We start from the raw sequence: 18,127 nt of genomic DNA, 5'->3' as shown, positions 1-18,127 counted from the left end.
ATCTATATCATTTTTCTAACGTATTTTTTGCAACATCGCCATCTTTCATGACCAGCTGAATCGTGTCATTATCAGCAAGTGAATTAATATCATCAAGCGGGTTGCCTTTCACAATAACAACGTCTGCTTGTTTACCTTCTTCCAGTGTGCCGACTTTATCATCCCAGCCCAGACATTCAGCAGCTGTTTTTGTTGTTGCTACAATTGTTTCCATTGGACTCATGCCGACATCTACCATTAAACCGAGTTCTCTTAGATTGGTACCATGTTTCATGACACCGGCATCCGTTCCCATGGCGATTTTGACGCCGGCTTGATGAGCTTTTGCAATACTTGCATTGTGCTGTTCAATGACTTCTTTTGATTTTTGAACAGCACTGGTCGGCATACCTTTTTCGTCAGCTGTTTCAAGTACCGCAACCGGCGCAAGCAATGTCGGGACAAGGTAAGTACCGTTTTCAAGCATCAGTTCAATCGCTTCGTCATCCAGAAATATACCGTGTTCAATCGAATGAACCCCTGCTTGAACCGCATTTTTTATGCCCTCGGCACCTTGAGCATGCGCCATGACTTTGGTTCCTTTTCTGAAACGTCCTTCTTCAACAATGACCTTAAGCTCTTCCGGGGAAAATTGAGTGAATTCAGGGTGATCTGTTGGACTTAAGACACCGCCTGTTGCATGCACTTTAATCACTTCTGCACCGGCACGAAGCATTTCACGTGTCTTTTTGCGTACTTCTCCGGCACCGTCACATCTCCCATCAGGCATGCCACGATACCCGGATGGCAAAAGATCCATCACATCACCGGAAACCTGGTAGCCATCACCATGCCCGCCGGTTGTCGTTAAAGCGTTAATGCTTAATTGCATACGAGGGCCTTGAATCAAGCCATCTTCAATCGCCTTTTTCACCCCGCGGTCAGCACCAAGCGCATCCCGAACAGTTGTAATACCTGCTTGCAGCGTCGTTTCTAAATACTGCGCCGCCTGATAATACATATAGGAAAATGGTGTCGTCAATTTTTCAGCAATCGGTGCGTATTCCATCATCATATGCACATGAGAATCGATTAATCCGGGAAGAATGGTCCCGCCTTGTGCATCAACAATCGTTTCATCGCCACTGGCAGTATAGCCCTGTTCAGAACCGGTATATACAATCCGGGCATCCTCTGTTACAACAATCGAATCTTTCTGAGGCTCACCACCGTTTCCATCAATTAATAAACCATTTTTGATTAATTTTTTTACCATGATAATTTCTCCCTTCCGTATTTTACAATGTCCCGATCAAGATACTTGCCACGACAACTGAAGCTACAGTTACAGTTGTAAAACCGCCAATCAGCATTGGTGTCATTAACTCATTAAAGATGGCTTTTTCTTCCTTTTCATTTCTGGCAACACTCCGGCTGACTTCTTCACACAGTATATAATCACCCGGAAATCCAATAAGTGCTGTCAACGCGACAGGCATTCCTTTATACGGATGCCACTTGACTAATTTAGAGACGATAAAACCGCCTAGTGCTATGCCGAATGTACCAAGAATTAATATGGTTAAAATTGCAGGCAAATTGTTCAACACATCTTGTGGTGTTACGTCTGCCATTGTTCCGATAACAACAAAAATGATGGCAACTATCGTCAATGTAAATGAATTTGACTTCTCAAGTGTTTTTGCTTCAAATAATCCAAACTTGTGACCCGATATCCCAATTGCCAAGCACCATAGCGTGTAATGAATTGGTGTTAACTCACCAAGCGCAACCCCGACGGCGGCACCCGCAAACACGAAAAACAATTTCAGTGTTGCACTGGATTTCAGCGGACTTGACGGTTTCTCCGTTTCAGTTGTTGCAGCAGTTTCATCTATTGGATCAATAGCAGTAAAAGAGCCATTATCCATATTTTTCTGAATTTTTTTGGCGTATTTTCGCATAAAATTCAGCGCTAACGGCATTCCCAAAAGGCCTTGGAAGGCAACGACCAACGCAGGTATAATAACGAGACTGGTCAGTCCAATTTCTGTCAGCCTTTCAGACGTAATGAGCAGTGCAACAACCCCGCCGCTTATCGGACCAATTCCAGCTACTGCTGTTGCATAATCAAAAACGAGCGGAACTATAATCAATATTAAAATACCTGAAACGACAACGCCGCCTAATGAAATCAATACTGCTTTGTACTGACTTTTAAGCAATGAGAAAGGAATCATTGTACCCATATGAAGAATAGCAGGACCAATTAATATGGTTCCCAAAGCTGCAAATGTCGATTTTTCCAATATATCGCTTGGAAAAATACCTGTCCAGACCATAACCAGAAAGCCAACCATCGCTGTGAGCAGCATCGGAATCCTGGCTTTGGACACAATTGACAGCCATTCTCCCAGTGCGATTAACGCAAAGATTAGAACGGTGGCAATAAGTGGATTGCTAAGCATGATCGTCATCCCTCCTCTGAAAATATGATAACCAATATATCACTGAAACCGTTGCATGTCCACCCCATTTTTCGACTTTTTTCGACAATTTAAACATCTATTTTTCATAGGATTTTGTGAAAGCAAAAAGATAAATTGATAACTGAATATGTAATATATTAGTTAAGAAAGCCCTTACAAATAATGTGAAATAAATCGCTTTCATAACAAAGCTATTCGGTAATATTTGGAAGAGAAAAAAATCAAAATATCGCACCAAATACCGCTAAAACGATTAAAGGCTTATGGACCTAATCCATAAGCCTTCGAACATTATTATCCTATTTCTTCTGTAAAGGCTGCAGCAAGTCTTTTCCGTTTTGCCACCGCTGGGCCATAAATTTTTCCGATTCGCCTGTATTGGCATTGATATAAAACGTCTCATTGATTAACTCACTCCGGACGGCGACCTTCCATAGCGGAAGATAGACCAGAAAAACTTCCTTAATCTGATGTCTCGGCTTTTTCAAAATGTACGAGCGGTTAATCTGTTTTTCCTGGACATTTTTGACATATCTGACGGCCTCGCCCTTTTCGGAAATTCGCATTTGAACAAGATCACTCAGATTGGTTTCTTGTTCTGAAATTGGAGGGATCCGGGAGAATACCCCTCGGTAACCCGAAACAGCATCAACAAAAATCATATTGGGCAGTGTGCGCGGCGGAAATGGCGGTCGGTCGGCAATAACCAACGTTTTGGCAAGCCAGAATGGATGATAGATTAATGTCGACACCTTTGTATGCTGCCGGATATAATTTTCATCTATTGTGCGATTCACCCTGCCTTTCATTCCAATCGCTCTATAAACATGCTTAAATAAATCTTGTTCTGAAACGCTCACTTTATTCCCGATTAATTTAATGGTTTCATCAGTTTGCACGTTCACATCATCCTATCTACTATTCCAAATGGGTGTGGTAATGGTCGACCATCGCTTGTGTCTCTTTTGAAGGCGGCTCAGTCATCAGGCTGACAACAATCATCAGGATTAATGATACAGGTGCGCCGATAATTGGCTCAGCGTTAGTAGGCAGCCATCCTCCGATGATTAGAATAAGGAAGACAAACGCACCGCCTAGCATGCCTGTTAATGCACCCAGCATGTTTGCGCGCTTCCACCATAAACCGAGAACGATTGGAAATCCGAAAGAAGACAACAGAAATCCACCGACCCAGCCGACCATAATTGCAATCAGTCCCGGTGGGTCAATAGCGATCAGAATACCAACAATACTTGCAGCAATCATGACCACAAGACCCAAACCGGTTACAAATCGTTCACTGGCTCTGGGATTAATGTGTTCCTTGTAAATATCGTGAGCGATACCGGCTGAAATAGCCAGCAGCATGGCATCAGCAGACGACATAATCGCTGCCATCAAACCGGCGAGCATAATACCACCCAGAACCGCCGGAAGATACTGTTCAATCACCGAAACAAAAATCATGTCCGTATTATTTAGTGAATCAACGATACCCATACTTGCTCCGGCAGCCGTCACAAAAAATCCTGCCACAAATAATGTTAAGTAAAGCAGACAAGCCCACATTGCCGAGCGGCGGGCTGTTTTCGCATCGCGGGAAGCAAAGTTACGCATGACAACCGATGGCGAAATGATACCAAACCATAGAAACGCAATGAATAACCCAAAATAAGACATCCAAGGCTGTGTGATATCTCCAAAAGCCGGATCGACTGCCATCGCATCGTTGATCAGTGAAACAAAACCATTATGATCCACGGCTATAAATAAAGCGAGAACAACAATTCCGATAAGCATGATGGAACCCTGAATCAAGTCAGTATAGGTAATGGCCCACATACCGCCAAGTGCTGCATAAAGGGTAAATCCTAAACCCAAAAATATAACTGCAGTCGTATATTCGATTCCCAGCACGTGCTGACCAATCAACCCGGAAGCAGTCAGCTGCGGTACCATATAGAAAGTCATACCAATGACTACAATGGCCGCGGAAACAACTTGAACAGGCTTCCCGAACCGCTGTTTAAAAAACTGCGGAATCGTTTTCACACCAGATCGCCGAATTTGACCGGAAACCAGAAACATCGAAAATGGAAGGATTGCGATAACACCAAATGCATATGTGAAAAAGTACGGCACACCTAACGCAACGCCCGAGCCAACTGCCCCCATCAGAGAACTGGAACTGGCCACCGCTGCGAAAATCGCAAACGCCCCGACAAACGTGTTAATGCTCTGCCCTGCCGTAAAATAATCGTTTTCCGATTGCCGGGCCCGTCTATAGAAGTATATTCCCATAAGTGTCATAACGATCAAATAGATAAGCAGAATAATCGTTTCAGTTACTTGCATTTATTAACCCCCTCCCAGTAAAAAAGCATCCTTGATCAATCATTGCTGCTTTCGATTGTTTCAATCCAGAGACTGTAAATAATCGCCAGCAGGAACCAAAAAAATAATCCAAAAAACATCAGCCAGGCAACCAATGAAATGTCAAGCATGTAAATGTCTGTCGGCCACCAGATGAATACAAAAGCTGCATAAGCAATCATTACAATCATCAATATGAACCCCGGATCCTTAAATTTGGATCGTGATGCCAATGAAATCATCCCCTTCATATTTGAATTATAAAAAATTTTATAAAGTGAATCTTCAATCAGTGGGGGTTTTCTTTCTTCCCCCCACTGATTGTTAGATAAACTAATTCGGACATTTACTGGCAGCCATCCCCCCCACCTAATCTTCATCGTATACACGAACATTTGAGATGGGGGCTTACTGCGGTTACAGGCGGGCTAAATTCATTAACAAACAAATCATAACATGGATTATGCCGAATTGAAATAATTTTCAATTAATAATATTTAATCGACACAAAAAAGCACTCACAAAAAAAGTGCTTTATAGCCTTGTTTATTTCACCAAATTCCACAAGCAGATAATGAACCGAAAAATAGTTGAGTATCCACACTACATTTTAATTTATGCATAGTATACCACTATCTATGTTAAGGAGGTGCTTTTAATGAGTGAAGGTTATTGTGGAGGAGGCGGCGGTGGCTTTGCCATGATTGTCGTATTGTTCATCCTACTCATCATCGTTGGCAGTGCATATGTTGGCAAAGGCTACTAAACCGAATAAAATCCCTCTTAAGAAAGAAAAGGCTTATGGATGAGCTCATCCATAAGCCTATTTATATTGATGTAACAGAATATCGGCAGGCATTCTCGGGAAGATATTCCCGCCTAATCGGAAGTAACAACGCTATTTATCCACCGGCGTCGTGTTCTGTCCGGCAAAACAGAGAGTCTTCATGCGGGTGTTCCTCACTTTCCATCTGGACCGTCACATGTCCAATCCCCTTATGCTCAAGCTTGTTTTCAATCGTTTGCAGCAATTCCTGACTGTCATGCACTGAGAGTTTTCCGTCAACAACAGCGTGACAGGACAGCGCATTTTCCCCGCTTGTGATGCTCCAGACATGCAAATCATGAATCGCAATAACTTCGGGGACACTTTCGATTGTTTGTACAATATCATCAAGTTCGACATTTTTGGGCGTTCCTTCCATTAATACATGAATGGCATCTTTTGACACACGCCAGCCGCTTACAAGAACTAAAGCGGCAACGAGAACACTCGCTAATGGGTCAGCCCATCCCCAGCCGAAAATCATAATCAAAATTGCCGCGGTCACAGCACCGATTGATCCAAATAAGTCACCAATGACATGAAGAAAGGCTGCCCGGAGGTTCAAGTTTTCCTCAGTGTCGCCGCGCATTAAAACCCACGCTACCACAATGTTCACAAATAATCCGATAATACCTATGATGAGCATGCCGGCTGAAGCAACTTCAGGCGGATCCATAAAACGATGATAGGCTTCATAGAAAATAAATAAGGCAATGGCAATCAGGGTCACACCATTAAAGACCGCCGCCAGTATCTCAAACCGCTTATAGCCAAATGTTTTTTGATAACTGGCCACTTTTTCCCCAAATTTGAATGCTAAAAGACCAACACCGAGCGAAACAGCGTCACTCAACATATGACCGGCGTCTGATAATAATGCAAGACTATTTGTCAAAAACCCGCCGACTGCCTCAATAATCATATAGGCTGTTATGACAATAAAACTGACGAGCAGCGCTTTTTTATTGGCACCATGTGTATGGTCATGACTATGATCGTGTCCCAATTATAATACCTCCAGCTTCTTACATCTCTATCTTTTCATATACTTGTATGCACAAATGGTTCAACTGTGCGTTGCATGATTAATCGCTTGGTTCAACAGGTTCATAACGTGTTTGTCATCGTGGGCATAATAAAGTGTTGTTTTATCCCGACGATATTTGACCAGCCGCAAATTCTTCAGAATCCTAAGCTGATGGGATACAGTCGATTGTCTGAGATCTAAATTCTCAGCAATCTGATTAACCGAATATTCCTGATAAAACAACAAATGAAGAATTCGGATTCTGGTCGGATCACCCAATGCTTTAAATATTTGCGAAACAACAAACAATGTTTCTTCATCCAAATCTTCGTACGTATCGTTTTCCGGTTGCTGTTCATTTTTATCCATACCGTTTCCTCCCGCATTGAAAATGAATTCGTGTTTATATCCATATCACCAATTAATGATAATATCAGCATATGTTCATATTTTAATGATAAGAATGTTAAGCCGTAATGTCAACTAAAATTAAGAAAAAGGCTTTTGACACGATCGGACCAGATTAAGGTGGCATGAATTTACTTTATCATATCAATTAGTGTAAACTGAGATTACACCATTATGCCTGAAAACAAGGAGGAAATGAACATGACAAACAGCCATCAAATAACATTTTCACACGAAGAACGTGAAGAATTACTCAAAATATTGAAAACCCGTTTTGAGAAAAACATGAACCGCCACGATGGCCTTGAATGGGCTAAAATCCAGGAAAAGCTGGATGCTGATAGTGAAAAACTGTGGTCGCTCAATGAAATGGAAAGAACTGAAGGTGAGCCGGATGTTGTTGGTCATGATAAAACCACGGATGAATACATATTTTACGATTGTTCAGCCGAAAGCCCAAAAGGCCGTAGAAGTGTTTGTTACGACCGGGAAGGGCTGGAGTCAAGGAAAAAACATAAACCGGAAAATAACGCGATGGATATGGCAGGTGCCATGGGTATTGAGCTTTTAACTGAAGAACAATATCGAGCGTTGCAGAACCTTGAAAATTTCGATATGAAAACATCAAGTTGGGTGCAAACGCCCGTTGATATTAGAGAGCTCGGCGGTGCTCTTTTTTGCGATTATCGATACGGACATGTCTTCTTGTATCACAACGGTGCGTCCTCTTACTATGGTGGCCGAGGATTCCGCGGCTCACTAAGGGTCTGAATATTTTGCACAGACACTTAAATTATCAACCGGAGCAGGCTGAATATCGACCGGAATAATGGCGAGGTCGGATTCGGCAAGACCTCAAATCGGACAGAGACAACGACCTTAAGAGATTCCGCTATACTCAGGCGTCAGTGACAGTCCATGAAGATCGTGGGGAGGCAACTCTGATTAAATGCTGCAGCACCGCACGATATAGTAGCTTCACAAAACAAATCCGCCATACACAAGGGTTCCCAGAATCACAAAAGCGGGATGAATCTTGAACCGCTCCAGCAGTAAATAGCTGGCGACGATTAAAAAAGCTGTCTGCCATATGCCGATTCCCTCATATGAATCAGCGAAAAAACGCCATGCCATCAAGCCGAGCAAAATGGCGATAACCGGGCGGACATACAACGTAAGCCGTTTGACCTTCGGGGAGTCTTTGTACTTATATAAAAAGCCCAGCAATAAAATCATCAGAATCAATGACGGCGCGACAGTGGCAAACACCGCCACAGCAGCACCGATTGGGCCTCCGACTTCATAGCCGATATAGCCGGCCATTTTAGTGGCAAGCGGCCCTGGCAATGAATTGCTGAGTGCGAGAACTTCACTGAATTCTTTAACCGTCATCCATTCAAAGCGCTGAACAACCTCATTTTCAATCAGCGGAATGGATGCCGGACCACCACCATAACCAAGGATACCCGGGATAAAAAAAGCAACGAATAGATTCCAATAAAGCATCAGGATTCCTCGCCTTCCGCTGAACGGTCACCGTCTCTTTTGACAAGTGCTGCGATGATTAACGCACCAATAATAATCCCGGGGTGCACGCCGGCTAATTCCAATAAAACAAGGATAACGGCACTCATCACAATCGCTTTAATCCATCCGATACCCTGGCCTGCCTTTTCGAAAAATTGCCAGGTCAACACAGCCAGCATCACACCAACGACCGGTATGACAGCAGCTGTCATACCGCTGACCCAGTCAAAATCCCTGATCGAAGAAAGTGATGCTAAAAGCACAATCATTAAAACAATCGTCGGCATGATGACAGAAAGAATCGCATTGATCATTCCCATGACACCGGCTATGCGCTGCCCGATATAACCGGCAAGTTTAGTGGCAATCGGGCCCGGCAATGTATTAGCCAAAGCCAGAATATCACCGAACTCCTCATCACTGAGCCACCCGTACTTATCGACCACTTCTTTATGAATCAGCGGAATCGACCCGGGCCCGCCGCCATATCCAAGTACGCCAACCCGGAAGAAACCCAGAAAAAGATGAAGATGATGTTTTCCGTTATTCTGTTTTTCTTTTGCTCCTCTTTTATTATGCACCAAACAACCCCACCGTCTGTATCTGTCTAAGTCCCACCAATGCTATTTATGTTTGATCGTCCAGTATGGTGCTTCCTCATTGGACAATTCCATCAAAAATGGATTAACCACGACGATTAGTATACCCGTTCCGATAAAAATACTAAAACTGACTAAGGGCGTCAAATCAAATATCAGACCTGGAAGGATTGCAAAAGGAATGAGAAAATTGACCATGTTGGTTTTCTTTCTTGCTTTTGCTGTCAGATATTGTTTACTTCCACAATGCGGGCAGGTCAGCCTGACATCCAATGTAAATCCCGCTTTTATCGATTGCTTCCAGCTCCATTGTTCATGACAGTTTTGACACACAGGCATCCGCTCAACTCCTTACAGAAGATGTTCAATGGCAAGTAATCCAACAAACTTAATAATTCAATACGGTGCATCCTATTTCTTCGCCGTATATTTTTTAACAGCCGGCAGTATTTCCTCACCGATCAGCTCAATATTTTTCTTCAGCTTATCAAATGGCACCCCGCCGAAATCCATTTGGGCGATGTAGCGCTGGTGACCATACTGCTCATACTGATAGAGAATTTTTTCAATGATTTGCTGCGGGCTGCCGACATTGATAACACTTCTTTTGTCCTGTGCCTGAGCGAAGCCCTGCTTTGGAAACCCTTGGCCGTTTGTTCGCTTCATACCTTCATTGATATGCGGATAATACTCTCTCAAAGCGTCCTGCGTTGTTTCAGCAGTATAGAAAAAGCCGGCCGTTGAAACAGGAAGTTCCGCCGGGTCATAGCCGCTTTGCTGCAGTGCATCACGGTAGGCATCAACAGTTCGCTTAAACGCAGACACCGGGCCGCCTAAATGGGCCATATACATCGGCACCCCGGCAAAACCTGCTTTGATTGCGCTCGCGGGTGTGCCGCCAACCGCACGCCAAATCGGCAGTGAACCATTCAGAGGCCTCGGTATAACCCGTGCATCCCTGAGCGGCGCGCGGAATTGACCGCTCCAATTGATGACCTCTTCTTCATTTATCTTGTTTAACAGATCAAATTTTTCTTCATAGAGCTCTTCATAATCACGCAAATCATAGCCTAACAGATCGTACACACCCACTCTGGAGGCACGTCCGGCAACGATTTCAGCGCGGCCGCCTGATATAAGGTCAATGGTTGCAAAGTCCTCAAAGACACGCACCGGATCAAGCGTACTTATAATTGTTGATGAACTGGAGATTTTAATTGTCTCTGTTGCCTGTGCTATCGCTGAGAGCACAACTGTGTGTGCCTGAGTCGCGAAATAATCCTGATGACTTTCCCCGACACTAAAGAAATCAATACCTGCCTCCTCAGCCAGTTTTGAAAGCTCTATGATTTCATTGATACGCTGAGTCGTTGAAATGCGCTCACCCGTCCCAGGGTCCGGCAAATGATCACCTAATGTATAAAGCCCGAATTCAAGTCCCTTACTTGGATCAATCGAATAGTTTTCCATGATATATCATCCTTTCTGAACAGGGTGCATTATATGTGCCCAGATAACCAGGTCAGAATCCCAGACTTCTTCACCGTGAATACTGGTAATGCCCTGTTTATATTCCTCCAGGCTTTTATATCCTTCCTCACGGGCATCAGCGTCTGAAATATCCCGAAGCTTCTGCGGATAGACGTTTTCAACTACTACGGTATGCCCGTTCAGTTCAAATCTATCGCCAGGATCGGCATAGCGGTCATTGCGCCGTACAGCTGTTTTATCTCCTCGAATGATTTTTTGAATATCTTCCGGAATGGTGACAAGCATATTAATATCAAACTTGTCTGGCCACTTTTGTTTATCTATGTCCATGTAATCATCTCCCAACGTAATTTTCCCATCTCTGAAAATAAAAACAAACGAATGAAATGGATAGCTGACACATGTTAAATTGTACACTCAATTATAGTGGAATTCCATTCAGCAAAATTATAAAATGGATATACAGTGAATCTTCAATCAGTGGGGAGGTTCTTTCTTCCCCTCCCCACTGATTGTTAGATGAACGAATCGGACATTTACTGGCAGCCATCCCCCCACCTAATCTTCATCGTATACGCGAACAGTGGTGGGGGTCATACTGCCAGTTACATGCGGGATAATACGTAAATACAGGAGAATTGTAATGAGTATAGCCGAACAACGACTCTTATCACAAAGTGTGACAAAAAGCTTTTTTCAATATTTGCTCCCCACCCTGGTCGGCATGATGCTGATGTCAGCCAATATCGTCATCGATGGCATTTTTGTCGGAAATGGCATTGGGCCGGTTGCGCTGGCCAGTGTCAACGTCGCTGTGCCGGTCTGGTCGATCCTCATTTCCATTTCGATGTTAATCGGTATTGGCGGCGGGACACTTTATTCCATGGCAACCGGCGAAGGGAACAATGACCGGGCTAAGCAGACTTTCACAATTTCAATGGCGTTTACAACCATCGTTATGACAGTTATCGGATTGATTGGCTATATCGGAGCCGAACCGCTGTCTCTATTATTTGGTGCAAATGATGAAACATTAAGTTATACGGTAGATTATCTTGAAATCATTTTTATGTGGGCACCGATTGTGGGCTGGGAAGCTGCACTCAGTATCTTTGTCCGCAATGACGGCAGCCCGCAGCTGGCGATGACAGGACTGATTGTGTCGGCTGTGCTCAATATTATATTGAACTACTGGATGATTTTTATATTGAATATGGAGGTCACGGGAGCAGCACTCGCCTCTGTCATCGCAACAGCAGCAGGCTTAATGGTTTATACGATTCATTTTCTCAAGAAAGATGCCGGCTTAAAATTCATCCGGCCGAAATGGAACAAAAATGATATGTTGATGATTGGCAAATTAGGGTTTCCCAACTTCCTTGCTGAAGCAGGAACCGGACTCTTTGTGATTGGTTACAATATTGCGTTGTCATATTATGCAGGCACAACCGGACTTGCCGCTTTTTCGGTCATCAATTATTTGCATACCTTCATGTTTCTGGCATTTATTGGGATCGGGACGTCCATCCAGCCGATGATCAGTTTCTATTATGGAGCAAAAAAATATGAACAAATCAAAGATACCGTCAAAATTGCAGAAATCACCGGGCTTGCCCTCGGCGTCGCTTTCCTTGCAATCGGCTGGCTCGCACCCGGCAGCCTTGTTTCGATTTTCGGAGTGGAAACAGAAGCCATACGTCAGCTTGCCATAAAAGGAATCACAATATTTTTCATCGGTTATCTTTTCATGGGAATCAACTTTATTTACATGACCTATTACCAATCGATTGCATATATAAAACCATCAATCGGCATCACACTCTTCCGCGGTTTCATTTTGCTAATTGCCGCACTGGTTATTCTGCCGCTTCTTTTCGGCACGACGGGTATCTGGCTTGCATTGCCGGCTGCAGAAGGTATGACGGCGATTTTTCTGTTGCTTTTTGCAAGACGAGGTGTGATGAACCGGCAGTGGCAAGAACAGGGATATTAATTCACCCGGAGCCTTATCACTCCCCGAATTATTTTAAGTTTAATTGTTTGTAAATCAGCATTTCATGTTAATAAATATAGAAAGACATACAATAATAAAGACCGAAGATGCAGGAATATCTTCGGTCAGCAATGAGTCGCAGTTCCCTTCAAAGGGGGCCGCGCAAGTGAAAAATAGACCTCGCCCTCGCCTGATAACCTAAGGGAGGTCTATTTTTTTATGGTTGAACGAACATAATAATCGCTAAAAAACACACCGAGGATTCTTGAGTTTCCCTCTGTAATAGGACATTACCATTAAAAGGAACCCATTATAACACATCATGATTATTCTGCTGGGCTTCTTGTAATTGCTGGCGTGTATCGTGCAGCTGCTCGTATGCCTGCTGAAACTGCGGATTTTCGGTCGCATCTGTCCCTGCCCCCGGGCTAGTTGCAACTGCTCTTCAGCTTGCTGCAGCTGTTGTTCTGCTTGATCCAGGAGCTGTTCGTCCGAACCCTGAGCCATCCGGGCAGATTCCTGCGCTTCATGTATTTGCCGGCTCGTTTCTTGTAATTGGTTGTGCAAATTTGAGTTTGTCATCGAAATCGCCTCCATGAAAAATTTATATTAAGAAATTCTGCATATAGCATATGCCGGATGTTCGTTGCTATTCATGAAGCTAATCGTCTTTGAATTATCAACGATCAGTATTCGTTCGTGTGAGAAGCCTTCTTCAATTGTATTTTTATGCTCATTTGTAACAAATGCTACCAACCCAAGTATGATACCTGCAGCAAAAATAACACCAAAAAGTCCGATATACGTTGACCACTTCAATATACTCACCTCTGACTACATTGATTAGCCACTAGCATGGACAATTTTTTAACTATTTAAACCGGCAAATGATGCCCGGAAACATGAATTCAACAAAATCAAAATCAGCCAAAGGACCACCGGAATTACCGCCAAGCATGGACTGCATTGCCCCGCTCATACCGCTTCCGAAAAGTATCAAAAACATAAAAGGCATGGCAAACGAACCAAGCAAACGTGCTTTATCACGAAATTGCTTTCGTTTATCAGACAAGTCAACGATTTCAAGCACTTCCTGAATCCGGTCTTCCCGCTTTGCTTTGGGCACTTTATAGAAACGGCAGTGCAGCATCAAATTAAAAAAACAAGTGAATGCATGAAAATCCCGGCAATGACAAGAGGAATTACCGGGATTTTTATCACATCACTGACTGTCCTCCGTCAACTCTTCTTTACCACATAGATCAGACGCAACAGACAACGGATGAACAATAAAAACAATGTAAGGCTTATTAACGAATAATACCAATGCCAGCTGTCAAAATAAATAAGTGCCGTATGCGTCTCCAAAAGCACTTCAACAAATGTCACCACACTGCTATAAACAAAAGCCTGCCAGCACCAATAGAAGAAAGATGTCTGGTAGGTCGTCTGGTAGTAAACGATACAAATTAAAGGCAGCAATAAATACTCATAAAGCACGCTTGACTGAAACTGAGGTGCCAATTGAACAGGATAGGAAAGCAACTCAGCTTTCACAACCAAGTCTCCCAGGACGGTGGCAAAATATGCCGAAGCGAAAAAACAAATCAGCCAATCTTTCAGCGGGTGTTTTTTTAATGCTATAGTTAATAGGACTAAACCTGAAATGAGAAAGAGCCACAGTAAAATTATTTCCATGTTAACAGCTCCCGTGACAATCGATAACTTTAAGATGTTGTTCAAAAAGTCCGGTAAAAATGACACGTCGGTGTTTCTAGTTGGCTTGTTTCTTCGCTCCTTGGAAAAGAAATACACTAATGCTCGCGTGCGATGTAAATTCAAGAGAGTTTTTCTGTGCTCGAAACTGCGCCGCCTAGAACTTCTCGGTCCTTTTTATCCTCCTTTTTGATTACGCACTTTAATGAACCCAGGGCACGTTAAATAAGGTGAGTAAAACAGCAATAATACCAATTGACAGACCATAAGCAATAAACGGCCGGTTGTAGTGCATTCTCAGCATCGGAAACATGACTAGTAAAAATAAAGCGGACCAGCCGAGTGACCAACCATTGTGGTACTCGATTAAATCAAGGGAATAGCCGCCCCATTCGCACAGAAGGAATATTAAAGCCCATTTTGCTGTATAAATTATATTACGAAAAAATGCATCAGGAAAATTTGACAGAAAAATCATGGCTGTACATGGAAGCACGATAAATGTATGCAGGAGATCGAGGACATGCCCGGGTATGCTTATATTTGAATGAAATGTCCACAGATGGTAATCAGACGTGAAGAAGAAATATAATAAATTCATGGCTGCAATATAGACCATCGTCGCATGAAATTGATGGAAACGGGTCCAATCTGCCCATCGCCAGGAAGCTAACATGAACAAAATGGCAACAAAAATGTGCATTTAACATTCCCCTAAAAATGAAAATTGCTTTATCCCGCATCTATTGGTCAGTATCCCGCCAGAGAACGGCGGCTAATTGAAAATAAATGCCCGATTCTGCTCAACTAACATTCAGCGGAATAAAGATCAATTCCGCTGAATGAAGTTTCACTTTATAGGCATAGATTTCTCAAAAAACATCATTTAATACACCCTTTAGCTTGGGTGCCAAAGGGTGTATTAATCACTTCATCATGTTAACCGCTGATTTTTCCATCTATATTTCCCCTGGCCCAATGGCGGTGCTGGGCAATGTTATCAATCAATTCCTGCGTAAAAGCATTTAAATCGTTTGTCTCACGTATCGTTACAATGCCCAGATCTGTCACAACCTTGTTTGCTGTATTCGTGTCTGCAAACGTAATCTGTTTGATATCAGATGTCATGAGTAAGTCAACCGCAGAGTTCGCAGCGCCGATTGTTTTAGCATGCGTGAAGGCATCAATGACGAATGTTTTGGCATCCTGGTGTGTCATCAGTTGATCGGTCGACTGTTTGCCACCCGGAATATAGAGAGCATCATACATAATGGAACTGGCGGTGGCATAGCTTTTAACCGCCTCAATTTGCTCTCCGCCCGCGGATGTTATCATGCCCTGGTTTTTGCTGATGATATCCGCATGAAGTCCGGCACTTTCCAATTGTGTCGTCACTTGGACAACATCGTCCATATTAAAGCCATTTTCAATCAGAATCGCGACTTTACGGGTTGCGGCTTGCTTAATGGTGTTCTCCTGACTGACGGCCGGCGAGGAAGCTGTTTCACCGCTGCCACCGGGGTTTTCCGGCGGATTGACACCGATTCCCGTCGCGATTTGACCGGCCAGCTGTCCGTCAACATGATTAAACATATCCACCACACGCTGCCTGATTGTCTTATCCTTCACGTTTCCGACTTCAAAATGAAAAGCCTTGATGATATGCTCCTTTTCCGGAAGCGACATACTGTTCCAGAAAAGCGTTGCCTGACGGTAGTGATCGTTAAAACTATCACTGCGTTTGCGTGTCTTTCTGCCTTCAACTTTTTCAGCATGATGCCTGTAACCTTGTTCAGGATCCGGCTCAGGCGCGTTTTCCCGCAGTGAATTGGCCGAATAAGAAACGGCTCCTTTATCAATTGCCATCCGGTGGAAACCTTCACGCTGGTTATTTTTAACAGGAGCAATTGGCCGGTTGATCGGTATTTCGTGAAAATTCGGCCCGCCTAATCGCAGCAATTGTGTATCCAGATACGAGAAAAGCCGTCCCTGCAAAAGCGGATCATTGCTGAAATCAATACCCGGTACAACATGCCCCGGATGGAATGCCACCTGCTCTGTTTCAGCAAAGAAGTTATCCTGATTCTGATCCAGTGTCATTTTGCCGATGATTTTCACCGGGACCTGTTCTTCAGGCCAAAATTTGGTCGGATCAAGAATATCAAAATCAAACGCGAACTCATCTTCCTCTTCCAGAATCTGAACACCCAACTCAAATTCCGGATAATCCCCTTGATTAATCGCATCCCATAAATCCCGGCGCAGAAAGTCAGGGTCTGCACCGTTTAACTTTTGCGCTTCGTCCCATGTCAGTGAGTGCGTGCCAAGCAGCGGCTTCCAATGAAACTTGACAAACCGTCCCTTTCCCTCGGCATTCACAAATCGGAAGGTGTTAACGCCAAACCCTTCCATCATCCGAAAGCTTCGTGGTATTCCCCTGTCTGACAACAGCCACAGCATCATGTGGGCGGATTCCGTGTTATTCACGACAAAATCCCACAGCGAATCATGCGCGGCTGTTGCCTGCGGGATTTCATTATGCGGTTCGGGTTTAATCGAGTGAACAAAATCCGGAAATTTCATCCCATCCTGAATAAAAAACACTGGCATATTGTTGGCAACCAAATCATAATTACCGTCCTCGGTATAAAACTTAGTGGCAAAACCGCGTACATCACGAACCGTATCCGCAGAACCACGCTGACCGACAACGGTCGAAAAACGGACAAAAACCGGTGTTTTCACTGACGGGTCCTGCAGAAATTTAGCACTTGTCAGTTCACTCATCGCTTCATACACCTGAAAATAACCATGCGCACCGAATCCCCGTGCATGGACAACACGCTCAGGAATCCGCTCATGGTCAAAATGCATCATTTTTTCTCTAAAATGAAAATCTTCCATTAATGTAGGCCCTCGTTCACCGGCTTTCAATGAATCGGCTGTGTTTGAAACCTTCATTCCCTGATTAGTTGTAAGCTGGGAATTTTTGTGGTCGTTGCGGTATTGATCCAGTTGCTTACTTTTTTTGTTTTGTTGGTTATTCGGATTATTGTGGCCATTTTGCGCCATTTATCTTCCTCCCGGTTGTTTGGAATCTAATTGCTTCATAAGCTTGCATATTTGGGTTTATTCACTATAGTTTTGTTGCATTATGGATCTTTTATGCACTTGAAATAAAGTGAATCTTCAAGCAGTGGGAGTTTTCTTTCTTCCCCCACTGATTGTTAGATAAACGAATCGGACATTTACTGGCAGCCATCCCCCCACCTAATCTTCATCGTTTACGCGAACATTTGAGGTGGGGGTCTTACTGCCAGTTACATGCGGGATAAAGAATGCAAAGGCACCATTACGCAGCTCCCACCCCGCTTTTTCAGAGGTCAAAAATCATAAGTCAGATTTGAAACAAAAAAACCGGCTTCCAATCACGGAAACCGATTTTTCTCTACTATAAAGTTCAATTATACGACGACGTCATAGCCTTGATCTTCAACTGCTTCGCGCATTGATTCAATGTTGGCAGTTGCTTCATCATAAATGACATTGACTTTGCCTGTGTCAAGGCTCACTTCAACGCCCTCTACTCCTTCTATACTTTCAAGTGCTCCTTTTACGGAACTCTCGCAATGACCACATGTCATTCCTCTTACAGCCAAAGTTGTTTCCATGATAAAATCTCCCCTTTATAAAATATGT

General features: G+C 43.5%; 22 protein-coding genes. 3 read left to right on the top strand and 19 right to left on the bottom strand.

The window, feature by feature from the left end:
- Positions 1–7: 7 nt before the first annotated feature.
- From AOX59_RS00855 to AOX59_RS00835, 5 genes are all read right to left on the bottom strand, one after another.
- The gene (locus AOX59_RS00855; protein WP_068440481.1) at positions 8–1,255 is read right to left on the bottom strand and encodes a metal-dependent hydrolase family protein; all 1,248 of its coding nucleotides are present in this window, start codon (positions 1,253–1,255) and stop codon (positions 8–10) included.
- 22 nt (positions 1,256–1,277) lie between these two features.
- Entirely contained in the window at positions 1,278–2,447 is a 1,170-nt protein-coding gene (locus AOX59_RS00850; protein WP_068440478.1) for a hypothetical protein, read from the bottom strand.
- A 320-nt stretch (positions 2,448–2,767) separates the two neighbouring features.
- Positions 2,768–3,367 (bottom strand): hypothetical protein, encoded by a 600-nt coding sequence (locus AOX59_RS00845; RefSeq protein ID WP_068440474.1) that lies wholly within the window; start codon positions 3,365–3,367, stop codon positions 2,768–2,770.
- Between the two features lie 19 nt (positions 3,368–3,386).
- Positions 3,387–4,823: a sodium:solute symporter family protein gene (locus tag AOX59_RS00840; protein ID WP_068440470.1), complete on the bottom strand. Its 1,437-nt coding sequence runs from the start codon at positions 4,821–4,823 to the stop codon at positions 3,387–3,389.
- Positions 4,824–4,858: 35 nt separating this feature from the next.
- Entirely contained in the window at positions 4,859–5,092 is a 234-nt protein-coding gene (locus tag AOX59_RS00835; protein ID WP_237049339.1) for a hypothetical protein, read from the bottom strand.
- A gap of 407 nt (positions 5,093–5,499) precedes the next feature.
- Between AOX59_RS00835 and AOX59_RS19030 the strand changes: the two genes are divergently transcribed.
- Positions 5,500–5,607 (top strand): YjcZ family sporulation protein, encoded by a 108-nt coding sequence (locus AOX59_RS19030; protein WP_082684075.1) that lies wholly within the window; start codon positions 5,500–5,502, stop codon positions 5,605–5,607.
- 136 nt (positions 5,608–5,743) lie between these two features.
- Here AOX59_RS19030 and AOX59_RS00830 read toward each other — a convergent pair whose 3' ends face one another.
- Positions 5,744–6,673 (bottom strand): cation diffusion facilitator family transporter, encoded by a 930-nt coding sequence (locus AOX59_RS00830; protein WP_068440465.1) that lies wholly within the window; start codon positions 6,671–6,673, stop codon positions 5,744–5,746.
- 60 nt (positions 6,674–6,733) lie between these two features.
- A complete protein-coding gene (locus tag AOX59_RS00825) occupies positions 6,734–7,063 on the bottom strand; it encodes an ArsR/SmtB family transcription factor (protein WP_068440462.1) in 330 nt (109 codons plus the stop codon).
- Between the two features lie 213 nt (positions 7,064–7,276).
- On the opposite strand from AOX59_RS00825, the gene AOX59_RS00820 reads away from it, so the two are divergent.
- Positions 7,277–7,873 (top strand): DUF4256 domain-containing protein, encoded by a 597-nt coding sequence (locus AOX59_RS00820; protein ID WP_418000774.1) that lies wholly within the window; start codon positions 7,277–7,279, stop codon positions 7,871–7,873.
- A 207-nt stretch (positions 7,874–8,080) separates the two neighbouring features.
- Here AOX59_RS00820 and AOX59_RS00815 read toward each other — a convergent pair whose 3' ends face one another.
- The 5 genes from AOX59_RS00815 to AOX59_RS00795 all read right to left on the bottom strand — a co-directional run bounded on the left by AOX59_RS00815 (position 8,081) and on the right by AOX59_RS00795 (position 11,049).
- Positions 8,081–8,608 carry a chromate transporter gene (locus AOX59_RS00815; RefSeq protein WP_068440459.1) on the bottom strand — a complete coding sequence of 176 codons (528 nt, stop codon included), beginning with the start codon at positions 8,606–8,608 and terminating at the stop codon, positions 8,081–8,083.
- Positions 8,608–9,210, bottom strand: a complete 603-nt coding sequence (locus AOX59_RS00810) for a chromate transporter (protein WP_068448059.1) — start codon at positions 9,208–9,210, stop codon at positions 8,608–8,610. Before AOX59_RS00810 ends, AOX59_RS00815 begins: the two co-directional genes overlap by 1 nt.
- Before the next feature lie 42 nt (positions 9,211–9,252).
- Positions 9,253–9,567, bottom strand: coding sequence for a TIGR04104 family putative zinc finger protein (locus AOX59_RS00805; protein WP_068440456.1), 315 nt, complete (start codon positions 9,565–9,567; stop codon positions 9,253–9,255).
- A gap of 72 nt (positions 9,568–9,639) precedes the next feature.
- Positions 9,640–10,698, bottom strand: a complete 1,059-nt coding sequence (locus AOX59_RS00800) for an LLM class flavin-dependent oxidoreductase (RefSeq protein WP_068440454.1) — start codon at positions 10,696–10,698, stop codon at positions 9,640–9,642.
- A gap of 6 nt (positions 10,699–10,704) precedes the next feature.
- Complete coding sequence (locus AOX59_RS00795) at positions 10,705–11,049, bottom strand: ASCH domain-containing protein (protein ID WP_068440451.1); 345 nt, start codon at positions 11,047–11,049, stop codon at positions 10,705–10,707.
- A 313-nt stretch (positions 11,050–11,362) separates the two neighbouring features.
- Between AOX59_RS00795 and AOX59_RS00790 the strand changes: the two genes are divergently transcribed.
- On the top strand, positions 11,363–12,712 hold the full coding sequence (locus tag AOX59_RS00790; protein WP_068440450.1) for an MATE family efflux transporter: 1,350 nt from the start codon (positions 11,363–11,365) through the stop codon (positions 12,710–12,712).
- 243 nt (positions 12,713–12,955) lie between these two features.
- Here the strand turns inward: AOX59_RS00790 and AOX59_RS00785 are convergent, their stop codons facing one another.
- The 7 genes from AOX59_RS00785 to copZ all read right to left on the bottom strand — a co-directional run bounded on the left by AOX59_RS00785 (position 12,956) and on the right by copZ (position 18,099).
- Positions 12,956–13,294 carry a hypothetical protein gene (locus tag AOX59_RS00785; RefSeq protein ID WP_237049338.1) on the bottom strand — a complete coding sequence of 113 codons (339 nt, stop codon included), beginning with the start codon at positions 13,292–13,294 and terminating at the stop codon, positions 12,956–12,958.
- Between the two features lie 27 nt (positions 13,295–13,321).
- Positions 13,322–13,531, bottom strand: a complete 210-nt coding sequence (locus AOX59_RS00780) for a hypothetical protein (protein WP_068440447.1) — start codon at positions 13,529–13,531, stop codon at positions 13,322–13,324.
- Positions 13,532–13,583: 52 nt separating this feature from the next.
- On the bottom strand, positions 13,584–13,838 hold the full coding sequence (locus tag AOX59_RS20545; protein ID WP_335338763.1) for a hypothetical protein: 255 nt from the start codon (positions 13,836–13,838) through the stop codon (positions 13,584–13,586).
- 113 nt (positions 13,839–13,951) lie between these two features.
- Entirely contained in the window at positions 13,952–14,410 is a 459-nt protein-coding gene (locus tag AOX59_RS00770; RefSeq protein WP_068440441.1) for a CBO0543 family protein, read from the bottom strand.
- Positions 14,411–14,630: 220 nt separating this feature from the next.
- Positions 14,631–15,131 (bottom strand): CBO0543 family protein, encoded by a 501-nt coding sequence (locus tag AOX59_RS00765; protein ID WP_068440438.1) that lies wholly within the window; start codon positions 15,129–15,131, stop codon positions 14,631–14,633.
- A gap of 236 nt (positions 15,132–15,367) precedes the next feature.
- A complete protein-coding gene (locus AOX59_RS00760; protein ID WP_068440436.1) occupies positions 15,368–17,500 on the bottom strand; it encodes a catalase in 2,133 nt (710 codons plus the stop codon).
- Positions 17,501–17,892: 392 nt separating this feature from the next.
- The gene (gene copZ / locus AOX59_RS00755; RefSeq protein ID WP_068440432.1) at positions 17,893–18,099 is read right to left on the bottom strand and encodes a copper chaperone CopZ; all 207 of its coding nucleotides are present in this window, start codon (positions 18,097–18,099) and stop codon (positions 17,893–17,895) included.
- Positions 18,100–18,127: the final 28 nt, after the last annotated feature.

This window comes from Lentibacillus amyloliquefaciens (assembly GCF_001307805.1).
GTDB lineage: Bacteria > Bacillota > Bacilli > Bacillales > Amphibacillaceae > Lentibacillus > Lentibacillus amyloliquefaciens.
The sequence above is the reverse complement of the archived record's forward strand: the minus strand, read 5'-3'. Positions and strand labels throughout refer to the sequence as shown.